Genomic DNA, 22,746 nt, shown 5'->3' on the forward strand with positions numbered 1-22,746 from the left:
AAGCAATATTCGGCCTTTACTTACTACACGGGCAGCGCCCCTTGGGGCGGCGGACGCACAAAAAATCGCATGCTTAGAATTTGCCAGTTGTGTCCTCTGTCAGCTCACTTTTGCGGGGCATAAGACATAGCAACTCTACTAATGAGATGTGTAAATGCATGAATCGGCTATCGCGATAAAGAGCGATAATCCCGGACTTTTGTCACGCGCATATTTTCCCGCTTGACGCCTCGGCACCCAAGCCTGAGCATCTGTTGTATATGCCGTGACCGATGCCAAAAAACGGCTTGCCGCCCTGGAGTAAAGCGTGCGCTTGCTGATTCCTTGCATGAAATGCGTTCGAGATTTCGGAAGGCCCAGCCAGGAGCTCGCTAGTGTTGAGTTCCGTGACGATGGGAAGTACGAACTAACTTGTTCAAACGGCCACGAAACTACAACGCTCCTACAGCAACAGAGGTTCGAGTTACTTTTTGATATTGGTGCGCATGCCATTCTTGACGGCTACTACAGAGAAGCAGTGTCGTCTTTCGCCGCCAGCCTTGAGCGGTTCTACGAGTTCGCCATTCGCGTCTTTCTAAACAATGCGGGCACACCTGAAAATGTGGTTACGGCCTGCTGGAAGACAGTCTCAAATCAATCAGAGCGCCAACTAGGGGCCTTCGTGCTCATCTGGGCATCTAAATTTCACGCCAAACCAAAGCTACTAGAGCCTAATCAAGTTACGTTCCGCAACGAAGTCGTTCATAAGGGCAAGATACCCTCTAGGGAAGAGGCGCTCTACTTTGGCAATTCCGCTCTTGATGTGCTTCGTCAGAACATGCTGCAAGTACGCGATCAACTTCCAGATTCAGTGGGACAGGTCATAATTCAGCACCTGCGCAACTGCCAAGCCAACAATTCTCAGCATCATTCCTCTACGTTGTTCGCTAGTACTATCGTGAGCCTAAGTGCAGGCGACGCGTTACATCACGAGGGGGATTTGGAGCACCAGCTTGGCAAGCTAAAAACGTTGCGTTCGCTAGTGCGTGGCGGAAATGCATAACAAGTCATTCAAGCGTTAGATGCTGAGTAGCCTGGGAAATGAAAAAGCATGCGAGAAGAAGATGCATCGGAAATTGCCAAGCCTCTTGAGCTGGCAATCTGCCAACTCAGCATATCTCTTGCAGCAGCTCAGTCTGTTCTTGGCGCTTCGGAGTTCGCTCAGTTCAAGCGGGTTGTAGGCATTGCCATCGGCAACATCTCATATGAGCTTTTGGGGCCTATATATGTCCAGCATCCCGGCCTCGCTCCGTCTGGCCTGCGCGATACATAGATAGCATTCACAAAGCCGCAGCGGCTAACAATGCGTTTCTCGCGCCTCCAGCGCCGTTTAATTCCAACGTTAGGTTGCATAGATGCCGTCCTGCGTACTCAGAGTCTCTGGATCGACAGCAAAAGTTCGGGAGTTCCTTGCCAGCTCACCTGTCGAACCGATTCAAGTCCTTTGGAAAGGTGAGCCACGAATCGCTCAAGGGGGCAGTATCGTCAAGGTTTCGGGCTTCAACCTCGTGCTTTCTGATGCCGAAGGCATTGAAGCTCAAGCTGTGCAGGCAGTTCGCTTTATCCTCAAGCACAAAGACCTGGCACTTTTAATCAAGAGCCTTGGCTTCTCGTCGTCCGAGATTGATTTCGGCTTATATGACTTGGCGAGTGATAGTCGCCCTTGGCCGTCCTATCGAATTCCTTCGCGTCTTGTCCAGATAGCCGCCGATCTTGGTTGTGAGATTCATCTATCTTTCTATGGCGCACTAGCAGATGCGTCCTAGTATTTAGTTCGAGTCGACGCGCCTAATTAGGCTCGACAACAAGCGCTTACCGCTGGCAAGAAATGCTTTGGAGATTCTTTGCTTAGAAGCATCATGCCTTGGGCGATGCGTAAGCGAGCATGCTCTTGCTTTACCAAACCCCTGTGCGGCGGTGAGGTGAGGTCGATAGGCCCGCAGGGGGATCGGCATGGATGCCGATTCCTTTTCGTCAGGGCAGGAAGCCCTGTCGAAAAGCCCGGCCTCGGCTCACGGACTTGGCGGGCGCAGCCCGCCAAGCGCCAAGTGGGGTGGCCTCTCTTTTGGTTACTTTTCTCTGGCCACGCAGAGAAAAGTCACTCGCCCTCCGCAGGAGGACGAAAGCTCTGCTTCTAAAACATCGGCGTGTACGGGAGCGGAAGGTCGTGCCCAGAGAAAATCAGAGCGAGCGTAACCCGGCCGCTTCGCGCGCCAACAACTCAACCCCAGCCCAATCCCCCGCCGCCAACTTATCCGCCGGCGTCAACCAAGAGCCACCCACACAAAGCACGTTCGGCAGCGCGAGAAAATCCGGTGCACTCGCCAGACTGATGCCACCCGTAGGGCAGAAGCGCACCTGCGGCAGTGGACTGGCCCAGGCACCGAGCAACTTGGTACCACCGGCTGGGACGGCAGGAAAAAATTTCAGGAAGCGATAGCCGCGCTCCAGCAAAGTCATCACTTCGCTGGCCGTTGCCGCGCCGGGCAGCAGCGGTACGTCGCTGTCGTCGACGGCGTCGAGCAGTTTTGGCGAGACGCCGGGCGATACCGCAAAGCGTGCGCCGGCCTGCCGCGCGGCTTCCAGATCGCGCACGGTCAGCACGGTGCCGGCTCCGATAACGGCGCCTTCCACTTCGGCGGCAATCGCGCGGATCGCATCGAGTGCAGCCGGTGTGCGCAGCGTCACCTCAATCGTGGGGATGCCGCCGGCGACGAGGGCGCGTGCCATCGGCACGGCGTCGCGGGCGTTGTCGATGATCACGACCGGAATCACCGGCGCCAGCCGCATAAGGGTTTCGACCTGTTGCTGCTTGTGTTCGATGCTGCTCATGAAATCGCTCGCGGAAGGTTGGAAAGTAATAGCGGCTAGGCGTTTATCGCGAAGGGCTCAAAGCACGCCTGCGCCAAGATCGGCGGTGGTGGCGGCCTGCCGGAACAGGCCGAACAGTTCGCGCCCCATGCCGCTGTGCTGGGAGGAAAGATCGGCGTGCTGCGGCAGACGTGCGTCGAGTTCGTGCGCTTCCATCAGCACGTCCAGATGGCCATTCACCGCATCGAGCCGGATCATGTCGCCGTTGCGGATCTTGGCGATGTTGCCGCTGGCCACGGCCTCGGGGGTGACGTGGATCGCTGCGGGCACGCGGCCGGAGGCGCCGGACATGCGGCCGTCGGTGAGCAGGGCGATGCGATGGCCGCGATCCTGCAGCAGCGCGAGTGTCGGCGTGAGCTTGTGCAGTTCCGGCATGCCGTTGGCCTGCGGACCTTGGAAGCGCACCACGGCAATGAAGTCGCGATTGAGCTCGCCGCGCTTGAACGCGGCGCCGACTTCGTCCTGGTCGTGGAACACCACGGCAGGCGCCTCGATGATCAGTCGATCGTCTGGCACGGAAGATACCTTGATCACGGCGCGGCCGAGATTGCCCTGCAGCATGCGCAGGCCGCCGTCGTGGCGGAACGGTTCGTCGATGCTGCGTAGCACGCCGCGGTTGCCGCTCTGTTTTGATACCGGTACCCAGCGCAGCGTGCCGCTGTCGTTGAGCTGAGGAATCTGCGTATAGCCGTCCATGCCCGTGCCGAAGATCGTCTGCACGTCGGCATGCATCAGGCCGGCGCTGAGTAGCTGGTCGATCAGGAACGCCATACCGCCGGCCTGATGGAACTGGTTCACATCGGCGTAGCCGTTTGGATACACGCGTGCCAACAGCGGGATGACGCCGGAGAGCGCGTCGAAATCGTCCCAGCGCAGCTGTATACCAGCCGCATGTGCAATGGCGACCAGATGCAGCAGGTGATTGGTGGAGCCGCCGGTGGCGTGCAGGCCGATGACGCCGTTGATGATCGCGCGCTCGTCGATGATGTGACCAATCGGCAGATAGCTGTCGCCGAGCGAACTCAACGTATTGACCCGATGCACGACGTCGGCGGTGAGCGCGTCGCGCAACGGCGTGTCCGGTGGCTCGAAGCTGGCGCCGGGCAGATGCAGGCCCATGATCTCCATCAGCATCTGGTTGGAGTTGGCGGTGCCGTAGAAGGTGCAGGTACCGGCACTGTGATACGAGGCGGCCTCGGCCTCCAGCAGTTCGGCCTTGCCGGCCTTGCCTTCGGCGTAGGCCTGGCGAACCTTGGATTTCTCCTCGTTCGGAATGCCGCTGGGCATCGGGCCGGACGGCACGAATGCGCCGGAAAGATGGCCGAAGCTGAGCGCGCCGATCAGCAGACCGGGCACGATCTTGTCGCAGATGCCCAGGTACAGCGCGCCGTCGAACATGTCGTGCGACAGCGCAATGGCGGTGGCCATCGCGACGAGGTCGCGCGAGAACAGCGACAGCTGCATGCCCGGCTGGCCCTGGGTCACGCCGTCGCACATCGCTGGCACGCCACCGGCCACCTGCGCGGTGAAGCCCGCATCACGGGCGATTTTCCGGATCAGCTCGGGATAGCGCTCATACGGCTGGTGCGCCGAAAGCATGTCGTTGTAGGCGGTAACGATGGCGACGTTGGCGCGCCGACCGTTGCGCAGCGCATTCTTGTCGTCCGGGCCACAGGCGGCAAAACCGTGCGCGAGATTGCCGCAGGAAAGACGGTCGCGTTGTGGACCATCGCGATCGACGGCGTCAATCCGCTGAAGATACGCCGCACGCGTTTCGCGGCTGCGCTCGCGCAGGCGTTCGGTGACTTCGGCAACCACGGGGTGCAGCGTGTTCATCTCAAAACTCCGGACATTGCCCGTGTGCAGCGGCGGTGTGTGTCGCCGCTGCAGGGCATCAATAAATGGAAAACTTGCGCATCACGGGCACCAGTAAACCGCCACCGGCACGCGCTGCTGGGCTATCACGGCGTGCACCGGGTAGTCGCGCGCGGCGCCCAGGCCGAGTCGCACATCGGCCAGCAAGTCGCGCTTTTTGTCACCGGCAACCAGTAGAAACAGCGACTCGGTTGCGAGCAGGGTCGGCAAGGTCAACGTAATGCGCGGCTCGCCGGCGTCAGGTGCACGCATCGGCAGTACGCGGGATTTGCCGTTGAGGTCGAGCGCGTCGGCGAGGTGATCGCCACCGGGAAAGAACGACGCCGTGTGACCATCGTCGCCCATGCCTAGCACCACGGCATCGAACGGCAGCGCGAGTGCATTGATGCGTGCGGTGCTGGCAGCGAGGCCATCTTCTGGTGTTGGCGCATCGGTATAGAGCGGCACGAACGACGCTTCGGCGGCCTCGTTCTGCAACAGGATCGATTTCACCAGACGCGCGTTGGAGCGCTCGTCGGTGTCGGGCACCCAGCGCTCGTCGACCAAGGTGATTTTCACATGGGCCCAGTCCAGTGACTCACGCGACAACTGGGCAAAGAAATCCTTGGGCGTGCTGCCGCCAGAGACGGCGAGCAGGGCGTGTCCGCGTTGATTCAGCCCGACGCGCAGCCGTTGGGCGACACGCTCGGCGAGCGCGATGGCTTGTGCGTGGCAATCGGTGAAACTGTGGGTGGTGACGTTGAGATGAGTAGTCATGGGTAGTGGCCACACGCTCGACAATCGGAGCTTGCCAGCGTGTGCTGCTTGTCGTTAGGAAGGGACGTGGAGTCTGACGCAGAGGTCGCCTTCAACGAGTGAATTGTCGGTAAAGGCGGCGAGTTCCGGGGTTTCTCGCCATTCGATCTCTCGTGGGTCGCGAAGCTACTCACTGTCCTCGCTCCAGGTCCGGCCGTCGCGTTCGATCAGGGCAATGGCGGCGCTTGGGCCCCAGCTACCGGCAGAGTACGGACGTGGCGCTTCACCGCTGGCTGACCATGCGGCCAGAATCGGGCCGGCCCAGCGCCACGCGGCTTCGACTTCGTCGCGACGCATGAACAGCGTGGGATTGCCGCGCACCACGTCCAGCAGCAGGCGCTCGTACGCATCGGGCTGCGAGACGCCGAAGGCTTCGGCAAAGCTCATGTCCAGCGGCACGTGGCGCAGACGCAGGCCGCCCGGACCGGGGTGCTTGATGGTCAACCACAGTTTGACGCCCTCGTCCGGCTGTAGTCGCAGTACCAGACGGTTCTGCGCCAACGTGCCGGCGTCGGCGCTGAAGATCGAGTGCGGTACCGGTTTGAAGGCGACCACGATTTCCGACACGCGATCGGGCAGGCGCTTGCCGGTGCGCAGATAGAACGGTACGCCGGCCCAGCGCCAGTTGGCGATTTCCGCCTTCACCGCGACAAAGGTTTCGGTGTGCGACTTGGTATCACCCAATTCATCGAGATAGCCAGGCACTTTGGCGCCATCGGCTACGCCGGCGCGGTACTGGCCGCGCACAGTGAGCTGGGCGACATTGCTGCTGTCGATGTGCTTGAGCGAATTGAGTACTTTCAGTTTCTCATCGCGCACTGCGTCGGGTGCCAGCGATGACGGCGGCTCCATCGCGACCATGCACAGCAGCTGCAGGATGTGGTTCTGCACCATGTCGCGCAACGCGCCGGCGCGATCGTAGTAGGAGCTGCGGTTGCCGGTGCCAAGCGTTTCGGACACGGTGATCTGCACATGGTCGATGTGCGCGTTGTTCCACAGCGGCTCGAACAGCGCATTGCCGAAGCGCAGCGCCAGCAGGTTCTGCACGGTCTCCTTGCCGAGGTAATGATCGATGCGGAAGGTCTGCGATTCGTCGAATACCCGGCCGACCGCGTCGTTGATCTGGTTGGCGCTGTCGAGATCGCGGCCGATCGGCTTCTCCAGCACCACGCGCGATTTGCCCTCGTTGAGCTTGTAGTGACCGAGGCGGCCGCAGATATCGACGAAGAGTTCCGGCGAGGTCGAGAGATAGAACACGCGGATGTGTTCCGGTTGCTCGCCGATCAGGGAGGCAAATTCATCCCAGCCTTCGTCCTTGCGTGCGTCGAGCGAGCGATAGCGGACCTGTTTCAGGAAAGCCTCGATTTTTGCCTTGTCGGCGCCGCTGGTCTTGCCCAGGGTTTCGCGAACCTGCTCGCGGTAACTGTCGTCATCCAGCCCTTCGCGGGCAATGCCGACGATGCGGCTGCTATCGGGAATCTGACCGTCGATAAAGCGGTGATACAGGGCGGGCAGCAGCTTGCGCACGGCGAGGTCGCCGGTGCCGCCAAAAATCACCAGGTCAAACGGTTCGACCACCTGGGAATAAGCCGTTTGGGACGAATTGGCTTGGGTAGAACTATGGGAAGAAGCAGTCACGCAGTCACCTCGACAGATGCCAAAGGGCAGATAGCGCGACCAAGAGGCGCTACTGCCCGGTTGCCAAGGATCATACCAGTGACATACCAGATAGCACCAGACGTTTCTGCCGAATGGTCAATATCGCAAGAGGAATGAGCAAAATGCTTGGAAAATGTCACGCGGATGTCATGACTTCATCGACATGTCTTTAAGCTAGTTGCACAAGTGGTTTGTGATTGGTATCTTGTGCGACTATGGAAACCGCTCTGGCCAACGAATACCGCCGAATCTGCCACGATCCGGCCACCCATCAGCCGCTGGCCTACTTGCGCCTGCGCCGGGCGATCCGCAACGTGGTCGAGCATCGCGATATCGAGCCGGGCCAGGCGCTGCCCAGTGAACGTGATCTGTCGCTGGCGCTGAAGCTGTCGCGAGTCACCGTGCGCAAGGCGATCGCCGGGCTGGTCGAGGAAGGCCTGCTGACCCAGCGCCACGGTGCAGGCACCTTTATCGCCGAACGCATCGTCAAGCCGATGTCGCGACTGACCAGCTTTACCGAAGATCTGCGCGAGCGTGGATTACACCCGCGCTCGGAGTTTTTCGAGCGCGGTATCGGTGAAGTGACGCCGGAAGAATCGATGGCGTTGAACCTGTCGCCCGGCTCGCTGGTGGTGCGCCTGCATCGCGTGCGCTACGGCCAGGATGAGCCGCTGGCCATCGAGCGCAGCGTGGTGCCGGCCAGCGTGCTGCCCGATCCGATGCTGGTGCACGACTCGCTGTACGAGGCGCTGGAGCGCTTCAACAGCCGGCCGCGCCGCGCGCTGCAGCGGCTGCGCGCGGTATCGCTGAATGCCCAGCAGGCTCGCCTGCTGCATGTCAGTGCCGGCAGCGCGGGGCTGAATATCGAGCGGCGCGGCTTTCTAGACGACGGCCGCGTGGTCGAGTTCACCTGCTCCTGGTATCGCGGCGACATCTACGACTTTGTTGCCGAACTGCAGACGGATTGATTGGCGCGCGCCTGATCAAGACGTTTAGACGTCCATAACCTGACGATTTCAAATCGAGAAAACCATGCAAGCACGCGACACCTTGATGTACAGCGAAGCACACGAAGCCGCCGATGTCGTCGCACGCCAGTTTGCTGCCAATGATGAAATCGTCACCGCGCTGGCGAATTCGCTGCGCGCGCATCCACCGCGCTTCATCATCACTTGTGCGCGCGGCAGTTCCGATCACGCTGCGGCGTATGCGAAGTATGTGTTCGAGACACAGCTCGGCATCGTCACCGCTTCCGCTTCGCCGTCGGTCACGTCGGTGTACGCGGCCGAGCAGCGCTGGCAGGACGCGCTGTTTATCGCCATCTCGCAGTCGGGAAAAAGTCCGGACCTGGTACGCAACGCGCAGGCGGCCAAGATCGCCGGCGCACGCGTGATCGCCCTGGTGAATGTCGAGGATTCGCCGCTGGCAGAGATTGCGGATACGGTCATCCCGCTGCATGCGGGACCGGAGCGCAGCGTGGCGGCGACCAAGAGCTACATTGCTGCGCTGGCTGCCGTGTTGCATCTGTGCGCGCGCTGGCGCGGTGACACCGAACTGGCTGAAGCACTGCACGTGTTGCCCGATGCATTGCGCAGCGGCTGGGATGCCGACTGGTCGAGCTTGAGCGAAGGGCTTGAGGACGCGCACAACCTGTTCGTGGTGGGTCGCGGCTTCGGCCTCGGCATCGCGCTGGAAGCCGCCCTGAAGTTCAAGGAAACCTGCGGTTTGCATGCCGAGGCGTTCAGTGCGGCCGAGGTCAAGCACGGGCCGATGGCATTGGTGGGGCCGAATTTCCCCGTGCTGTGTTTCGCGCAGGATGACGACACGCTGGAAGGCACGCTGGCGCTGGCCGACATGTTCCGTCAGCGCGGTGCGCACGTGTGGGTCGCCGCACCGGGTCAGAAAGGTAAAGGCAGTCTGCCGGTGATGAGCGGCCTGCCGGCGCTTTGCACGCCGCTGTTGATCATCCAGAGTTTCTATCGGGCGACTGCCGAGCTGTCACTGCGCCGCGGTTTCAACCCCGATGTGCCGCCGCATCTCAACAAGGTGACCGAGACGGTTTGAGTTTTCGAGGGGCGAGGATCAGGCAAGAGCTGCTCTCGCCGGCGCCAACCATTTGATCTGCTTGTCGGACAAGCACCAAGGCCATCATCCATGACAATCGCCCTCACCAACGCTCGCGTGCTCACTGTGCAGGGCTGGCGTGACGATCTTGCCGTACTGCTGGAAGGCGAGCGCATTCTTGATCTGGTGCCGCATTCGGACCCGCGCGTGCAAAGCGCCGAGCAGCAGGATCTGCATGGCAAGACGTTGCTGCCCGGCTTTATCGATACACAGGTCAACGGCGGCGGTGGCGTGCTGTTCAACGATGCGCCTACGGTGGAGACCATTCGCCAGATTGGTGCCGCACATCGTCGCTTTGGCACCACGGGGTTTTTGCCGACGCTGATCAGCGACAGCGTCGACACCATGCGAGCAGCCATCGCGGCCGTCGAACAGGCGATGGCGGAGAAGGTGCCGGGGGTGCTCGGCATCCATCTCGAAGGCCCCTACCTCGCGGCGGCGCGCAAGGGCGTGCACGACCCCAAATATTTTCACACGCCCGGCAGCGCTGAGCTCGCCATGCTGTGTGCGTCCCATGCTGGCGTGCGTCTGCTCACGCTGGCACCGGAACAGGTGGCGAGTGAAAGCATCGAAGCGCTGGCAGCGGCCGGTCTTGTGCTGTGCGCTGGCCACACGGCAGCCGATTACGCGACAACCAAGGCGGCACTCGCTATCGGCATTCGCGGCTTCACTCATCTGTTCAACGCGATGACCCCGCTGGGCAGTCGCGAGCCGGGTGTCGTCGGTGCCGCGCTGGATGATGCGCAGAGCTGGTGCGGGCTGATCGTCGATGGCCATCACGTGCACCCGGCCACGCTACGTGCGGCCATCGCCGCCAAACCTCGCGGCAAGATGCTGCTGGTCACCGATGCGATGCCGCCGGTCGGCGCGGATCATCCGGATTTCGTGCTCAATGGCGAAACCATCACCGCCAAAGACGGCGTCTGCCAGACCGCGCAAGGCACGCTTGCCGGTTCCGCGCTGGACATGGCCGGTGCCGTGCGCAACGCGGTGGAAATGCTGGGTCTGCCGCTGGACGAAGCGGTGCGCATGGCCAGCACCTATCCCGCCGATTTTCTCGGCCTCGGTGCAAGCCACGGACGTATCGCGGCCGGCTATCGGGCCGACCTGGTGGTGATGGACGACGACTACAAAGTCACGCAAAGCTGGATCGGTGGCGCCGTCGCCTGAAGGCGCTTGCATGACACCGCGTTGCAGCCGATAAACGATGGCGCTGGTGCCAACAATGGCAACCTGCTGCCACGTCGGCCCAAGCAGGCGGCATGCGTCGATCTGGATAAGAGCTTCGGCAAATTTGCAGTCGGTGGCACCTTCAACGCCGACAGCAAACGCCACGACGATACGGCCAACCAGCACCGGCTCGGCGGTTACACCACCACCGGCCTTCGTGCCAGCTACGCGTTTGCGCCGAGCTGGAGTGTCGAGGCGCGGCTGGCCAATATCTTCGATCGCAATTACGAAACCGCGTACTGCTTCAACCAGCCGGGCCGTACCTGATACCTGACCTTGCGTTACAGCCCGGCGAGTCTTTAATCATTCGGCTGCCGTCAGCACGGAAGCTGGCGGAGCAGCACTGCAGGGAGTCGGGAGAGGGGCGAGAACACCCCTGCCTTCCGACAGGGTGAGGACTTAAGGCACATACGCTGCGGCTCGCCGACAGGCATAACGTCGGTATGATCGAGACGCACATCACTGCCGCACGCACATCATCTACCGCGACAGTGTTCGTACGCAGCGGCTCGCCGCTATGCTTGCAGGCCAAGGAAGCGCCATGAATATCTTTGCCCCCATGATCCGCCGCCCGGCAGGCACTTCGCTGCTTGCCCTGGGCCTGATACTCGCCGGCATCTGCGCCTATTTTCTGCTTGGCGTGGCGGCGTTGCCGTCGTTCGAGCTGCCGGTGGTTTTCGTGCAGGCGGCCCAACCTGGTGCCAGCGCGCAAACCATGGCCAGCACGGTGCTGGCGCCGCTGGAACGGCACTTGGGCCAGATTCCCGGCATCGACGAAATGTACGGCAATGCGACCGAAGGCTCGGCGACCGTCGTCGTGCGCTTTCATTTTGGACGCGATACGGACAAGGCCGCGCGCGATGTGCAGGCCGCCATCAATGCGGCGCAGGCCGATTTACCCGTGTTGCCGAGTCCGCCGCAGTACTTCAAGGCAGACACGGCGTCGATTCCGATTTTGCTGGTCACCCTGAAATCCGATGGGCTGCCGATCGACAAGGTCTACGACCTTACCGATACGCTGCTGCAGCCTGCGATGGCGCAAATTCCGGGCGTGGCGCAGGTGCAGGTGTTCGGTGGCACGCCGCACGCGGTGCGTATCGATCTGGACATGCATGCGCTCGCTGCCAAGGGGCTGACCGCGAACGACATCAGCAATGTGCTGATCGCCGCCAACGTCACCTCGCCGCAGGGCATGCTCTCCGACGGCCGCACGCAGATGACGGTGACGGCAAATGACGGACTGCAGACGCCGGAAGATTTCGGCAAGATCTTGATTTCCGACACCAACGGCGTTCCGGTGCGCATGTCCGATGTGGCCAAGGTCTACAGTGGCGAGCAGGACAAATACCAGGGCGCCTGGTTCAACGGCAGCAAGACCGTAGCGATGCAGATCAGCAAGCGCCCAGAGGCCAACGCGGTCGCTACTGTTGAAGCAATCCGCGCCAAGCTGCCGCAGCTGCGCGCCGCGTTGCCGGCCAATATCACCATCACGCCGATCTTTGATCTGACCCAGACCACCAAGTCGGCTCTGCATGAGGTCGAAGTGGCGTTGGCGATCAGTATCGTGCTGGTTGTGCTGGTGATGCTGGTGTTCCTGCGCAGATTACGACCCACGCTGATCGCCACACTCAGCGTGCCGCTCTCGCTGGCCGGTGCCTTCGTGATGATGTGGATACTGGGCTATACGCTCAATACCTTGTCGCTGGTGGCGCTGGTGCTGTGCATCGGCTTCGTGGTCGACGATGCGATCGTGGTGATCGAAAACATCGTGCGGCATATGGAGCACGGAGAGGACGCGCTGGAAGCGTCCCTGGTTGGCGTCAGCGAAATCGGTTTCACGGTTATTTCGATTACGCTGTCCTTGATCGCGGTATTTGCGCCGCTGCTGTTCGGCAACAGCATTCTGGTGCTGTTGCTGCGCGAGTTTTCGGTGACGCTTACCGCTGCAGTGGTGATCTCTGCCTTGGTATCGCTGACCCTGACTCCCGCGTTGTGCGGGTTGCTGCTCAAGCAGGATGCACCCGGCGTCGTGCGCGAGCAGTCGCGCATCGAGCTGGCGATGGAGCGCTTCGACCGTGGTCTGCATCAGCGATATGAGCGGGCTCTGGACTGGGCCATGCGGCATCGACGCGTGATGCGCTGGCAACCTTTTCTGCTGCTGATTCTCACCTGCGCTCTGGCCTTTGCCGTGATAAAGACCGCTGGGGGCACCTTTATGCCGGACGAGGACACCGGCCAGCTGGAAGTCGACCTCACGGCGGATACCAATATCTCGCCAAGCTTGCTGACCGAGCGTGTGAAGCATGCGGCCAGCATCATCCAGGCCGAGCCCGATGTCGTCGATATCCTCAGTATTCTGGGAGCCAACGGTGGCGGTAATGGCGCTGTCGGCAACAACGGCAGCATGTTCGTCGATCTCAAGCCGCGCGGCGGCGGCCCGGATGAGCGCCATGAAAACATCAAGGTGTTGATCGAGCGGTTGGGCAAGAAACTCGACGCGCTGCCCAACGTGCGCGTCGAAGTCTCACCGGTGCAGTTTCTCGGCGGCGGCGGCAGCGGCGACAACGCCGGCCAGTACGAATTCCAGCTCGTCAGCGCCGACGGCGGCGATTTGCAGCCATGGACGCTGAAGATGGTGCGTCAGTTGCGCACGTTGAAGCAGCTGCGCGATGTCAGCAGCAACTTCGATCAGGTCGGCAAGCAGCAGATGATCAAGGTGGATCGCGATGCCGCCAGCCGCCTCCAGGTCAGCATGGGTGCGATCGATTCGGTACTGCAGAACTCGTTCGGCCAGCGCCAGGTGTCGGTGATCTATTCCGACCTCAACCAGTATCGCGTGGTGCTCAATTCCGCTGCGGCCGAATCCATCAGCGCGCAAGCGCTGCTCAACAGTTACGTGCGCAATACGCAGGGCAACATGATTCCGCTATCGGCGATGGCGAGCATTGCGCCAAGCCTCACGCCAACGCGCATCCGCCACCATAACCAGATGGAGGTGTCGACAATCAACTACAACCTGGCCAAGGACGTGACCCAGGACAAGGGCATCGCGCTGATCAACCAGGCGGCAGCGATCGTGCAGTTGCCCGAAGGCATGCGCGTCGATTTCACTGGTGCCAATCAGAATTTTCAGCAGGCCCAAAGCAATGGCTACATACTGCTCGTGGGCGCGATCATCGCGATGTATATCGTGCTGGGTATTCTCTACGAAAGCCTCGGCCATCCACTGACGATTCTCTCCACCTTGCCTGCTGCCGGCGCCGGCGCGTTTCTCGCGCTGCTGGTCACGCAAACGCAGCTCAGCCTGATGGCCATCATCGCGATCCTTATGTTGATCGGTATCGTGAAAAAGAATGCGATCCTGATGGTCGACTTCGCCCTCGTCGCTGAACGTGAGCGCGGTCTTCCCGCACCCGAGGCGATCCGCGAGGCGGCGCTGGTGCGCTTCCGCCCGATCACCATGACCACGCTTGTTGCGATGGGGGCTGCCCTGCCGCTGGCGATCGGCTTCGGCGTCGGTTCGGAGATGCGTCAGCCGCTCGGCATCGCCATCGTCGGTGGTCTGCTCGTTTCGCAGTTGCTGACCTTGCTGAGTACGCCAGCCATTTATCTTTGGAACCACGACCGGAAGATTCGCAAGGCAGCGCGCAAAGAACGCAGGGCGGCAAAAAAGCGGCTCAAGGCGTTGGGTAAGTCGGCGCTGGCTGCGGGCTGAAGCAAACGCGATCATCTCGCTATGCCTGGAACTGTCTTCTCTCCCCAGACTTCATTGGGGAGTTTGCTACGGAGCAGCACCCCCTGCCTTTCGACAGGGTGAGGACTTAAGGCACATACGTTATGGCTCGCCGACAGGCATAACGTCGGTATGATCGAGACGCACGTCACGGCCACTCAAATACCGCCCATTGCGACGGTATTCGTGTGTGGTGGCGCGCCGCTATGGTTGCAAGCCACGGAAGCGTCATGAATATCTTTGCCCCCATGATTCGCCGCCCGGCCGGCACTTCGTTGCTTGCCCTTGGCCTGATACTCGCCGGCATCTGCGCCTACTTGCTGCTTGGCGTGGCCGCGCTGCCGTCGCTGGAGTTTCCGGGCGTCTACATTGTGGTGCAGCAGCCTGGGGCCAGCGCGCAGACCATGGCGTCCACCGTGGTGGCGCCGCTGGAACGTCACCTGGGCCGCATTCCCGGCATCGATGAAATGCACTCGGAAAGCAACGAAGGTGCGGCGTTCGTACAGATCCGCTTCAATCTCGGCCGCAGCGCGGACAAGGCCGCTCGTGACGTGCAGGCGGCGATCAATGCCGCGGCGCCCGATCTGCCCGCCGACCTGCCGACGCCACCGCAATATTTCAAATTCGACACCTCGCAGATTCCGGTGCTGTTGGTTGCGCTGACCTCGACCAGCCTGCCACCGGAAAAACTGTACGACCTCACGGATACGCTGCTGAGGCCGGCGGTGGCGCAGATTCCGGGCGTGGCCCGCGTGCAGGTGGGTGGCGGCTCGCCGCATGCGGTGCGCATCGCCTTGGATACGGCCGCACTGGCAGCCAAGGGGCTTACCGCCAACGACGTCAGCAATGCGCTGATCGCCGCCAATGTCAGCTCGCCGCAAGGGACCTTGAGCGATGGGCGCATTCAGACCACGCTGATCGCCAACGACGCCTTGCACGAGCCGGCCGAATTCGCCGATCTGTTGATCGCGATGAAGAATGGCGTGCCGGTGCGCATGTCGGACGTAGCGACCATCAGCAGCGGCCAGCAAGATGAATACCAGGGCGCCTGGTTCAACGGTCAGCGCACGGTGATCCTCAATATCAGCAAGCGGCCAGAAGCGAACTCCGTGGCCACCGCCGCCGCGATTCGCGCCAAGCTGCCGCAGCTGCGCCAATGGCTGCCGGCGGACGTGCAGCTCACGCCGATGTTCGATCTCACCCAGACCACCAAGTCGGCCCTGCACGAGGTGAAGGTGGCACTGTTGATCAGCATCGTGATGGTGGCGCTGGTGATGCTGGTATTCCTGCGCCGATTGCGGCCGACGTTGATCGCGATGCTGAGCGTGCCGCTGTCGTTGGCCGGCGCGTTCGTGGTGATGTGGGCCTTCGGCTACACGCTGAACACGTTGTCGCTGGTGGCGTTGGTGTTGTGCATCGGCTTCGTGGTGGACGACGCGATCGTGGTGATCGAGAACATCGTGCGGCACATGGAGCACGGCGAGACTCCGCTGGAGGCGTCATTGAACGGCACCCGCGAGATCGGTTTCACGGTGATCTCGATCACGCTGTCGCTGATCGCCGTGTTTGCGCCGCTGTTGTTCGGTAACAACCTGCTGGTGAAGCTGCTGCGCGAGTTCTCGGTCACCCTGACCGCGGCGGTAGTGATCTCGGCGTTGGTGTCGCTGACGCTGACGCCGGCGCTGTGTGGCACTTATCTCAAGTTCGAGCACGTCGGCGAGCACCTACCGGGGCGATTGGAACGCGCGCTGGAACGCTTCGATCGCGGCCTGCACCGTGCTTATGAGCGCGCGCTGGACTGGGCCCTGCATCATCGCCGGCTGATGCGCTGGCAGCCGCTGCTGCTGCTGCTCCTGACTGTTGCATTGGGCGTCGCGGTGGTAAAGACCGCCGGCGGTGCCTTCATGCCGGAGGAGGACACCGGTTTGCTGCAGGCACAGATCCAGGCCGACGCCAATATTTCGCCGAAGCTGATGAGTGAACGCGTGAAGCAGGTTGGCGCCATCGCCCAGGCCGATCCGGCGGTATTCGACGCCACCACCATCCTCGGCAACGACAACGGCCCCGGCGGCGCGGTCGGCAACAACGGCACGATGTATATCGACCTCAAGCCCAAGGGCAGCGGCCCGGGGCAGCGCCGTGAAAGCGCCAAGGTGATATTGGCGCGGCTGAGCGAGCGCTACCAGAAACTGGCGGACGTCGGGGTGTACCTGGATCCGGTGCAGTTTCTCGGCGGTGGTAGCGGCAACAATCGCGGCGGCCAGTATTCCTTTCAGCTGATCGACAGCAGTGGCGGCGATCTGCAGCCTGTGTCGCTCAAGGTGGAGCAACTGATGCGCACGCACAAGGAGCTGCGCGATATCAGCAGCGACTTCGACAGCGTCGGCAAGCAGCAGTTGTTGAAGATCGATCGCGATGCCGCCTCGCGGCTGCAGGTGAGCGTGGGCACGATCGATTCGGCACTGTACAACTCGTTCGGACAACGGCAGGCATCGATCATTTACTCGGACATCAACCAGTATTGGGTGGTGCTCACGTCAACCGCCGCCGAGCGGATCAGCCCGGAAACCCTGCTCGACCTCTACGTGCGCAATACGCAGGGCCAGATGGTCCCGTTGTCCGCGCTGGCCCACATCGAACCCAATCTCGCGCCCACCCTGATCACCCACGAAGACCAGCAGCAGGCCTCGGAAATCCACTATAACCTCGCGCCGGGCATCACCCAGGACAAGGGCGTGGCGCTGGTGCAGCAGATTGCGGCGGCGGCCAATCTGCCGGGTGAGGTGCGGCTCGATTTCACTGGCGAGAACCAGCGCCTGCAGCAGGCGCAGTCCAACGGCATGATCCTGCTGCTGGCGGCGATCGTCGCGATGTACATCGTGCTGGGCATCTTGTACGAAAGCCTGGGCCATCCACTGACGATCCTTTCCACTTTGCCAGCTGCCGGCGCAGGCGCGTTTCTGGCGATGCTGGTGACGCACACGCAGCTCAGCCTGATGGCGATTATTGCCATCCTGATGTTGATCGGCATCGTCAAGAAGAACGCAATTCTGATGGTCGACTTCGCCCTGGTCGGCGAACGGGAACGCGGCCTGTCGGCGCCCGAAGCGATTCGGGAAGCCGCGCTGGTGCGCTTCCGCCCGATCACCATGACGACTCTCGTTGCGATGGGTGCGGCGTTGCCGCTGGCGATCGGTTTGGGTGTGGGATCGGAGATGCGCCAGCCGCTGGGTATTGCCATTGTTGGTGGTTTGCTGGTGTCGCAGCTGCTGACTCTATTGAGTACGCCGGCGATTTATTTGTGGAATCACGATCGGAAGATTCGCAAGGCGGCGCGCAAAGAACGCCGAGCGGCGAAAAAGCGACTCAAGGCGTTGGGTAAATCGGTGCCAGCTGCGGGCTGAAGTGAAAGCTTTCGTCCTCCTTCGGAGGGCGAGTCACTTTTCTCTGCGTGGCCAGAGAAAAGTAACCAAAAGAGAGGCCACCCCACTTGGCGCTTGCCGGGCTGCGCCCGCCAAGTCCGTGAGCCGAGGCCGGGCTTTTCGACAGGGCTACTGCCCTGGCGAAAAGGAATCGACCTCCATGTCGATTCCCCTGCGGGCCTGTCGACCTCACCTCACCGCCGCACAGGGGAGTGGAAAGCAGAGCAGCTTTCCCGTAAATCAATTTAATCTTGTAACGCTGGAGTTAAGCAGCGCCTGAGGCGTCCGCCTTGAACGAGTCGTTAGCAGGCTTAGCCACGCCGCACCCACCCAATGCTGAGCACGTAGCGGGAACCCTTGGTTACTCGCGTAACACTGTGCTCGCACGCGTCAGGCCGGAAAAATTTGATGCGCGTAGACGCGTAGATTGGCGTGGAACATACAAAATCGCCACCAGAAGCTGCGCGCTTAACGACTACGTTGAGGCGATAGTGTCGACCAAATGAAACCGGGTCAGTATGCGGCGCAATTTCTGATCCCTGAGAAAAACGGAGGATGTATATGTCGAATGGTAGTGGCCACATGCTCTGGAGAAGGAGCATTTTGTCGTAGCCGGAATGTTGCCGGCCAGCTTGCCACCGAAACGCCGTTCGGAAGTAGGTGCGAACTGGAGACGGCGCAGAATTCATATGCCTGCTGACGTTGGAGTTAAGCAGCGCCAAGGGCGCCCGCCTTGAGCGAAATGTTAGATGCACCCCGAGACATGCTGATGCCACAGATGCTCGAACAACTGAGCAGTGATAGCAACATCGGAGAACTCCGAGGATGCGTTGATCTCCGTCAATGATGGAACCGCCATAGTGCCGAGATCGGTGCCGCTAGAACACTGATCTTTGCAGGCAAAGCCGACAGCGCCGCTGCGAAAGAACTGAAGTTTACGAATTTCGTAGCGTTGACCATCCAATTCAGAGACCAGACGAATTGGATCTTCGCTGTATTCGTGAAGCCACTTGACATCGATGTATTCCATAGCACCTAACGCTGAATTAGGCCGAGCCGCGAAGCGGCTTCGGCTTGAGCCCGTCGTGTCTATGCCTGATGGCTAGACTCCTTGTAGCAGCCAAGGAGTGTTTGCTCGAAACCAATGATGGTGACGGTCTTGTAGTCAATCATCCGTATCCGTGAGACAGCGAGCTTAACTAGCGCTTGGTCTGCGTCGACTAAGCGATCTTTGACACCAAGACTCAAGTCCAACAGTGGAAATATCCACCGAGGATCACCAACCTCTACAAAGTTATGAAGGGACGCGCCACTAGGGCACTCGAAGACACTGATCCAGTGAGCGCGGAAATCTCCGACCTCGTGTAGTGCTAACCCGCAATGGCTACAGTGTCTTGTCATGGGCCTAACGCTGGAGTTAAGCGGCGGCGTACCCGTCCGCCTTGAACGAATAGCTAGAGCCTAGCTTCTAGCAATGCTACTTCGCTTTGAAGGCCCATGTTTACAGCAGCGCTGTGTAACTCGGCCCAGAACTCCTTTGGACCGCCGCATAGCTCACCAAGCTCCACAGCGTCGTCGAGAGCAAGACCAAATTCGTTGTGATGTAAGAACTCCTGCATCGATAACCAGCAGGCATCAGCATCTTGGCTTGGCAGCGTTTGCGGCAAATAAAAGCGGCTTGCTGCGAGATGTCGAAGAGTTTTAGCTAGCGATGCCTTCAACTCAATGGGCGACATTGTTCACCTAGGCTCTAACGCTTGTTAGACCCCATATCGGGGCATATGCAATGAATGTTCCGGTTCGGAATGAATTCCGTCAAGCGGGGAAGTCTAGGCGAGACAACGCTTTGGGGTGATGCGTTCTCGTTGATGGCACCAAGTCATGACTTTGCATATTTCACGAAATAAGTCGCTATGTCTTACGCCCTCAAAAGTGAGGTGATAGCAGATGCGAGGGACAACGATTGTCGGTTGAGTTTGTGTAAGCCGAATGCAGATTCGTAGCGCGAGCTGCTCTTCCAACTCCCCTGTGCGGCGGTGAGGCGAGGTCGACAGGCCCGCAGGGGAATCGACATGGATGTCGATTCCTTTTCGTCAGGGCAGGAGTCCTGTCGAAAAGACCGGCCTCGGCTCACGGACTTGGCGGGCGTAGCCCGGCGAGCGCCAAGTGGGGTGGCCTTCTCTTTGGTTACTTTCTCTTGGCCACGCAAGAGAAAGTAACTCGCCCTACGCAGGAGGACGAAAGCTCCGTTTCAAAAACAGTAAAACCAAATCAGTCGCTAGGACTGGTACAAGCCGCGTACCGCTTCCCCTCCACGCGAATCACCTCACCCTGATCCTTCATCGTGATGCTCGCCGTGTAGTGCTCCGGCGAATCGAAATCAACGCGTCCGTTGCCGGTGGCTGACGTCGGGCCCGGACAGCTGAATGACCAGTCCAGCGCGGTGCTGCGGCGATGTTGATCGCCGCGCAAGCACTTCGTCTGGTTCGGTACATCGATGTTGGCAAATTCGACCCACGGATCGGCGCCTTCATCCACACAGTGCCAGGTGATCGTTGGCTGACCGGCCTGGCCGTGATTGACGATGCTTGTGATGACTTTCCACAGGCCGGGCATCGCCTGGAAGTCGCCGGGATCGGCGAGTGTCGCGGTGCTGCCTAGCGCAGCAGCGAGGAGTAGAAACACGATAAAGCGGCGACGGACGTTGGGCCGGTGACCTGCGCGTCGCGTCTTTTGAATGGGCAGATGCATGATGAATCGATCTCCGCTAACAAAAACAAAGCAGGCCCCGGGCAGCTGCCCGGGGCCTTTATGTGTACTCCCGCGTTAGCAGGAGTGCACCTTACGTCATCAGTTTTGCGTGCCGTCCTGGACCGCTGCGGTCGCCCAACCACCGCGCCGGAAGTCGAACATATCCATCAGATTGCCGATGGCCGGCGCGTTGAGCGGCACGTACGGGTTGCTGAATCTTGCGATTGGGTTCGGCAGGTTGTCGCGACTGCGTGGCGAGATGGTGTCATACAGACCCCAGTTGGCTTCGACGAATTTGTCGAACGAGACATGGTCGTAGTACGTGTGCACCACGCGGCCGCCTTCGGAGTACTTCGAGATCACCAACAGCGGGATGCGCGTGCCGTCACCGAAGAAGTCGATCGGCTGCACGTAACCGGAGTCGTAGAAGCCGCCACCTTCGTCCATGGTCACCATGATCACGGTGTCATCCCAAACCTTCGGGTTCGCCTTCGCCATCTCGACGATCTTCTGCACATAGCCTTCGAAGAGTTCGAGTTTGGACGATGCCGGATGGCCGTCCAGAATGCCATCCGGTTTGGCGATGGATACTGCGGGAAGCGTATCGTTCTGGATATCGTTGTAGAGGTCGTTGATATCCTGATTGTTCGCGCGCAGGGTCGGGTTGGTCATGATCTGGGTGGAGTAGAGGAACGGGTCGCAGATGTTGCAGAAGGTACCTGCCTCACCGTTCTCCTTGCCATCGCCCCAGCCTTCGCCGTAGTACTTCCAGCTCACGTTGTGCTTGCTCAGCAGCAAGGCGATGTTGTCCTGCTTGGTCGGCGGGATGGTGAACTGCGTGCTGCCCAGCGGAGCCGGTGTGCCGTCACCCATGTAGCCCGGGTTGTAGTTGTTGACCAGGTAATACGCACCCGGCTTGCAATCCGTGCCGCGGAAGGTGCGGTACGGTAGCGACTTCAGATAGCCCTTCACCGAAGCCACGCCGGGCTGCGTGTCGTCCGCGCAGTTGACGTAGGAACCGCCACCGTAACCGTCCTGCACCCACCAGTTGTTGGTGCCGGACTGCGAGTTCGGATTCTCTATCTGGTTGGTCGGTGGCACGATCGGGTTGCCGTTGGCATCGGCATAGAAGATCGGATTGCCGAAACCGAGCATGATGTGATTCGCGCCGGTACCGCCCATCACGGACTGGTGAAAGTTGTCGCTCAAGGTATAGGTGCGGGCCAGCTCGGCAAAGTACGGCGCATCACCCTTCGCCACGTTGAGGAACTGCATCGCGGTGGAGCCTTCGCCGGTGCTCTCGTTGGTGAAGTTGGCCGGCTGCGTCACACCGTTGTTGCCGGCACCCATGGTGGTTTCAACCCATGGGAAAAGATCGGCGCGGCAGCCACTGGGGTTTTTCGCCGTGGCGGTCGCCGTGCTGCAGTCGAGCTGCTGCCACATCTGGAAGAAGCGATGGACCGGGCTGTTGGCGTAGTCGTTGTAGCTGAGCGACGCATGCATGTCGACCGGTGCATTGGCCAGCTGCGTGGGGAAGCGCGTGTCGACCACATCGTTGGGCAGGCCCGTGCCGCCTTCAGCGAGTTCGGCATAGCTGTCCGTTGGCAATGCAGGTTCGATCGACTGCGCCTGCGCGGCGGACGAGAAAGGTGCCTGCGTCGGTGCGCCGCCGGTGTTCATGGATGGCAGCGCCGTAAACGGTGTGGTGTGCGTCGGATTGTTGGAGTAAGTCCCGGTCTGCGAGGCCTGCCACTGCTGCGCTTTGGCGACGTTGGGGCCCGGGGTGCCATCGGCATTGACGATGCCTTCGGACAGCAGGTTGTTGATGCTTTGACCCTTGGGTGGCGTATAGGTCGCGAACACGTGGTCGAAGGTGCGGTTTTCACCGATCAGCAGGATCACATGCTTGATCGGCGTGCGGGTGTATCCGCTGCGATCACCGCCCTGGCCTGGACTATGCAGCGTGACGATGCCACCGGGCAGACCCACCTGATGCTTGGAAGCGGCGGCTGGCACATCCTGACGGAACGCGGCGTCCTTGTCCGGTGGTGTGGTGCTCTGCGCGCTGACCACGCCGGCAATGGCAACGGTTAACAGGCCGAGCAAGAGCGGTTTGTAGTGTTTGCGGCTAATCGGTATACGCATGACTTTGTCTCCTGCAGTTGCAACTGAGCTGCAATCGAATGGTTCCCCCTGATTCGTAACCGTCGGCATTGCGGGCACAACGGTCGGCGGGAGTCTGTGCCG

The 22,746-nt window shown here is 60.8% G+C and carries 17 protein-coding genes; 9 read left to right on the top strand and 8 right to left on the bottom strand.

Annotation, left to right across the window (positions count from 1 at the left end):
- Positions 1 to 307 precede the first annotated feature (307 nt).
- The 3 genes from HDE79_RS01190 to HDE79_RS01200 all read left to right on the top strand — a co-directional run bounded on the left by HDE79_RS01190 (position 308) and on the right by HDE79_RS01200 (position 1,805).
- A complete protein-coding gene (locus tag HDE79_RS01190; RefSeq protein ID WP_184600100.1) occupies positions 308 to 1,042 on the top strand; it encodes a hypothetical protein in 735 nt (244 codons plus the stop codon).
- Between the two features lie 48 nt (positions 1,043 to 1,090).
- The gene (locus HDE79_RS01195) at positions 1,091 to 1,312 is read left to right on the top strand and encodes a hypothetical protein (protein ID WP_184600101.1); all 222 of its coding nucleotides are present in this window, start codon (positions 1,091 to 1,093) and stop codon (positions 1,310 to 1,312) included.
- An 82-nt stretch (positions 1,313 to 1,394) separates the two neighbouring features.
- The gene (locus HDE79_RS01200; RefSeq protein ID WP_184600102.1) at positions 1,395 to 1,805 is read left to right on the top strand and encodes a hypothetical protein; all 411 of its coding nucleotides are present in this window, start codon (positions 1,395 to 1,397) and stop codon (positions 1,803 to 1,805) included.
- 415 nt (positions 1,806 to 2,220) lie between these two features.
- Here the strand turns inward: HDE79_RS01200 and HDE79_RS01205 are convergent, their stop codons facing one another.
- The 4 genes from HDE79_RS01205 to zwf form a co-directional block, all read right to left on the bottom strand.
- On the bottom strand, positions 2,221 to 2,871 hold the full coding sequence (locus tag HDE79_RS01205) for a bifunctional 4-hydroxy-2-oxoglutarate aldolase/2-dehydro-3-deoxy-phosphogluconate aldolase (protein WP_221439980.1): 651 nt from the start codon (positions 2,869 to 2,871) through the stop codon (positions 2,221 to 2,223).
- 57 nt (positions 2,872 to 2,928) lie between these two features.
- Positions 2,929 to 4,746, bottom strand: coding sequence for a phosphogluconate dehydratase (edd, locus tag HDE79_RS01210; RefSeq protein ID WP_184600103.1), 1,818 nt, complete (start codon positions 4,744 to 4,746; stop codon positions 2,929 to 2,931).
- A gap of 81 nt (positions 4,747 to 4,827) precedes the next feature.
- Entirely contained in the window at positions 4,828 to 5,541 is a 714-nt protein-coding gene (gene pgl, locus HDE79_RS01215) for a 6-phosphogluconolactonase (RefSeq protein WP_184600104.1), read from the bottom strand.
- 165 nt (positions 5,542 to 5,706) lie between these two features.
- The gene (zwf, locus tag HDE79_RS01220; RefSeq protein WP_184601055.1) at positions 5,707 to 7,158 is read right to left on the bottom strand and encodes a glucose-6-phosphate dehydrogenase; all 1,452 of its coding nucleotides are present in this window, start codon (positions 7,156 to 7,158) and stop codon (positions 5,707 to 5,709) included.
- Between the two features lie 296 nt (positions 7,159 to 7,454).
- On the opposite strand from zwf, the gene HDE79_RS01225 reads away from it, so the two are divergent.
- From HDE79_RS01225 to HDE79_RS01250, 6 genes are all read left to right on the top strand, one after another.
- Positions 7,455 to 8,207 carry a GntR family transcriptional regulator gene (locus tag HDE79_RS01225; RefSeq protein ID WP_184600105.1) on the top strand — a complete coding sequence of 251 codons (753 nt, stop codon included), beginning with the start codon at positions 7,455 to 7,457 and terminating at the stop codon, positions 8,205 to 8,207.
- 64 nt (positions 8,208 to 8,271) lie between these two features.
- A complete protein-coding gene (locus HDE79_RS01230) occupies positions 8,272 to 9,303 on the top strand; it encodes an SIS domain-containing protein (RefSeq protein WP_184600106.1) in 1,032 nt (343 codons plus the stop codon).
- Between the two features lie 90 nt (positions 9,304 to 9,393).
- Complete coding sequence (gene nagA / locus HDE79_RS01235) at positions 9,394 to 10,533, top strand: N-acetylglucosamine-6-phosphate deacetylase (RefSeq protein ID WP_184600107.1); 1,140 nt, start codon at positions 9,394 to 9,396, stop codon at positions 10,531 to 10,533.
- A gap of 6 nt (positions 10,534 to 10,539) precedes the next feature.
- A complete protein-coding gene (locus HDE79_RS01240) occupies positions 10,540 to 10,860 on the top strand; it encodes a TonB-dependent receptor (protein ID WP_184600108.1) in 321 nt (106 codons plus the stop codon).
- A 274-nt stretch (positions 10,861 to 11,134) separates the two neighbouring features.
- Positions 11,135 to 14,308, top strand: a complete 3,174-nt coding sequence (locus tag HDE79_RS01245) for an efflux RND transporter permease subunit (protein ID WP_184600109.1) — start codon at positions 11,135 to 11,137, stop codon at positions 14,306 to 14,308.
- A 248-nt stretch (positions 14,309 to 14,556) separates the two neighbouring features.
- Entirely contained in the window at positions 14,557 to 17,730 is a 3,174-nt protein-coding gene (locus HDE79_RS01250) for an efflux RND transporter permease subunit (RefSeq protein WP_184600110.1), read from the top strand.
- A 763-nt stretch (positions 17,731 to 18,493) separates the two neighbouring features.
- Here HDE79_RS01250 and HDE79_RS01255 read toward each other — a convergent pair.
- The 4 genes from HDE79_RS01255 to HDE79_RS01265 form a co-directional block, all read right to left on the bottom strand.
- Positions 18,494 to 18,778: a hypothetical protein gene (locus HDE79_RS01255; RefSeq protein ID WP_184600111.1), complete on the bottom strand. Its 285-nt coding sequence runs from the start codon at positions 18,776 to 18,778 to the stop codon at positions 18,494 to 18,496.
- A gap of 59 nt (positions 18,779 to 18,837) precedes the next feature.
- Positions 18,838 to 19,149, bottom strand: coding sequence for a hypothetical protein (locus tag HDE79_RS22180; RefSeq protein ID WP_343205891.1), 312 nt, complete (start codon positions 19,147 to 19,149; stop codon positions 18,838 to 18,840).
- An 870-nt stretch (positions 19,150 to 20,019) separates the two neighbouring features.
- Positions 20,020 to 20,499: a DUF3617 family protein gene (locus HDE79_RS01260; RefSeq protein WP_184600112.1), complete on the bottom strand. Its 480-nt coding sequence runs from the start codon at positions 20,497 to 20,499 to the stop codon at positions 20,020 to 20,022.
- Positions 20,500 to 20,598: 99 nt separating this feature from the next.
- Positions 20,599 to 22,644, bottom strand: coding sequence for an alkaline phosphatase family protein (locus tag HDE79_RS01265; protein ID WP_184600113.1), 2,046 nt, complete (start codon positions 22,642 to 22,644; stop codon positions 20,599 to 20,601).
- Positions 22,645 to 22,746 lie beyond the last annotated feature (102 nt).

The organism is Rhodanobacter sp. MP1X3, from assembly GCF_014207165.1.
Classification (GTDB): Bacteria; Pseudomonadota; Gammaproteobacteria; order Xanthomonadales; family Rhodanobacteraceae; genus Rhodanobacter.

Bases quoted from the DNA above. Each gene is read 5' to 3' on its own strand.
- HDE79_RS01265 (WP_184600113.1), bottom strand. From the start codon at position 22,644: ATGCGTATACCGATTAGCCGCAAACACTACAAACCGCTCTTGCTCGGC.
- HDE79_RS01260 (WP_184600112.1), bottom strand. From the start codon at position 20,499: ATGCATCTGCCCATTCAAAAGACGCGACGCGCAGGTCACCGGCCCAAC.
- HDE79_RS01250 (WP_184600110.1), top strand. From the start codon at position 14,557: ATGAATATCTTTGCCCCCATGATTCGCCGCCCGGCCGGCACTTCGTTG.
- HDE79_RS01205 (WP_221439980.1), bottom strand. From the start codon at position 2,871: ATGAGCAGCATCGAACACAAGCAGCAACAGGTCGAAACCCTTATGCGG.
- pgl (WP_184600104.1), bottom strand. From the start codon at position 5,541: ATGACTACTCATCTCAACGTCACCACCCACAGTTTCACCGATTGCCAC.
- edd (WP_184600103.1), bottom strand. From the start codon at position 4,746: ATGAACACGCTGCACCCCGTGGTTGCCGAAGTCACCGAACGCCTGCGC.
- HDE79_RS01195 (WP_184600101.1), top strand. From the start codon at position 1,091: ATGCGAGAAGAAGATGCATCGGAAATTGCCAAGCCTCTTGAGCTGGCA.
- HDE79_RS01245 (WP_184600109.1), top strand. From the start codon at position 11,135: ATGAATATCTTTGCCCCCATGATCCGCCGCCCGGCAGGCACTTCGCTG.
- nagA (WP_184600107.1), top strand. From the start codon at position 9,394: ATGACAATCGCCCTCACCAACGCTCGCGTGCTCACTGTGCAGGGCTGG.
- HDE79_RS01200 (WP_184600102.1), top strand. From the start codon at position 1,395: ATGCCGTCCTGCGTACTCAGAGTCTCTGGATCGACAGCAAAAGTTCGG.
- HDE79_RS22180 (WP_343205891.1), bottom strand. From the start codon at position 19,149: ATGACAAGACACTGTAGCCATTGCGGGTTAGCACTACACGAGGTCGGA.
- HDE79_RS01230 (WP_184600106.1), top strand. From the start codon at position 8,272: ATGCAAGCACGCGACACCTTGATGTACAGCGAAGCACACGAAGCCGCC.
- HDE79_RS01255 (WP_184600111.1), bottom strand. From the start codon at position 18,778: ATGGAATACATCGATGTCAAGTGGCTTCACGAATACAGCGAAGATCCA.
- HDE79_RS01225 (WP_184600105.1), top strand. From the start codon at position 7,455: ATGGAAACCGCTCTGGCCAACGAATACCGCCGAATCTGCCACGATCCG.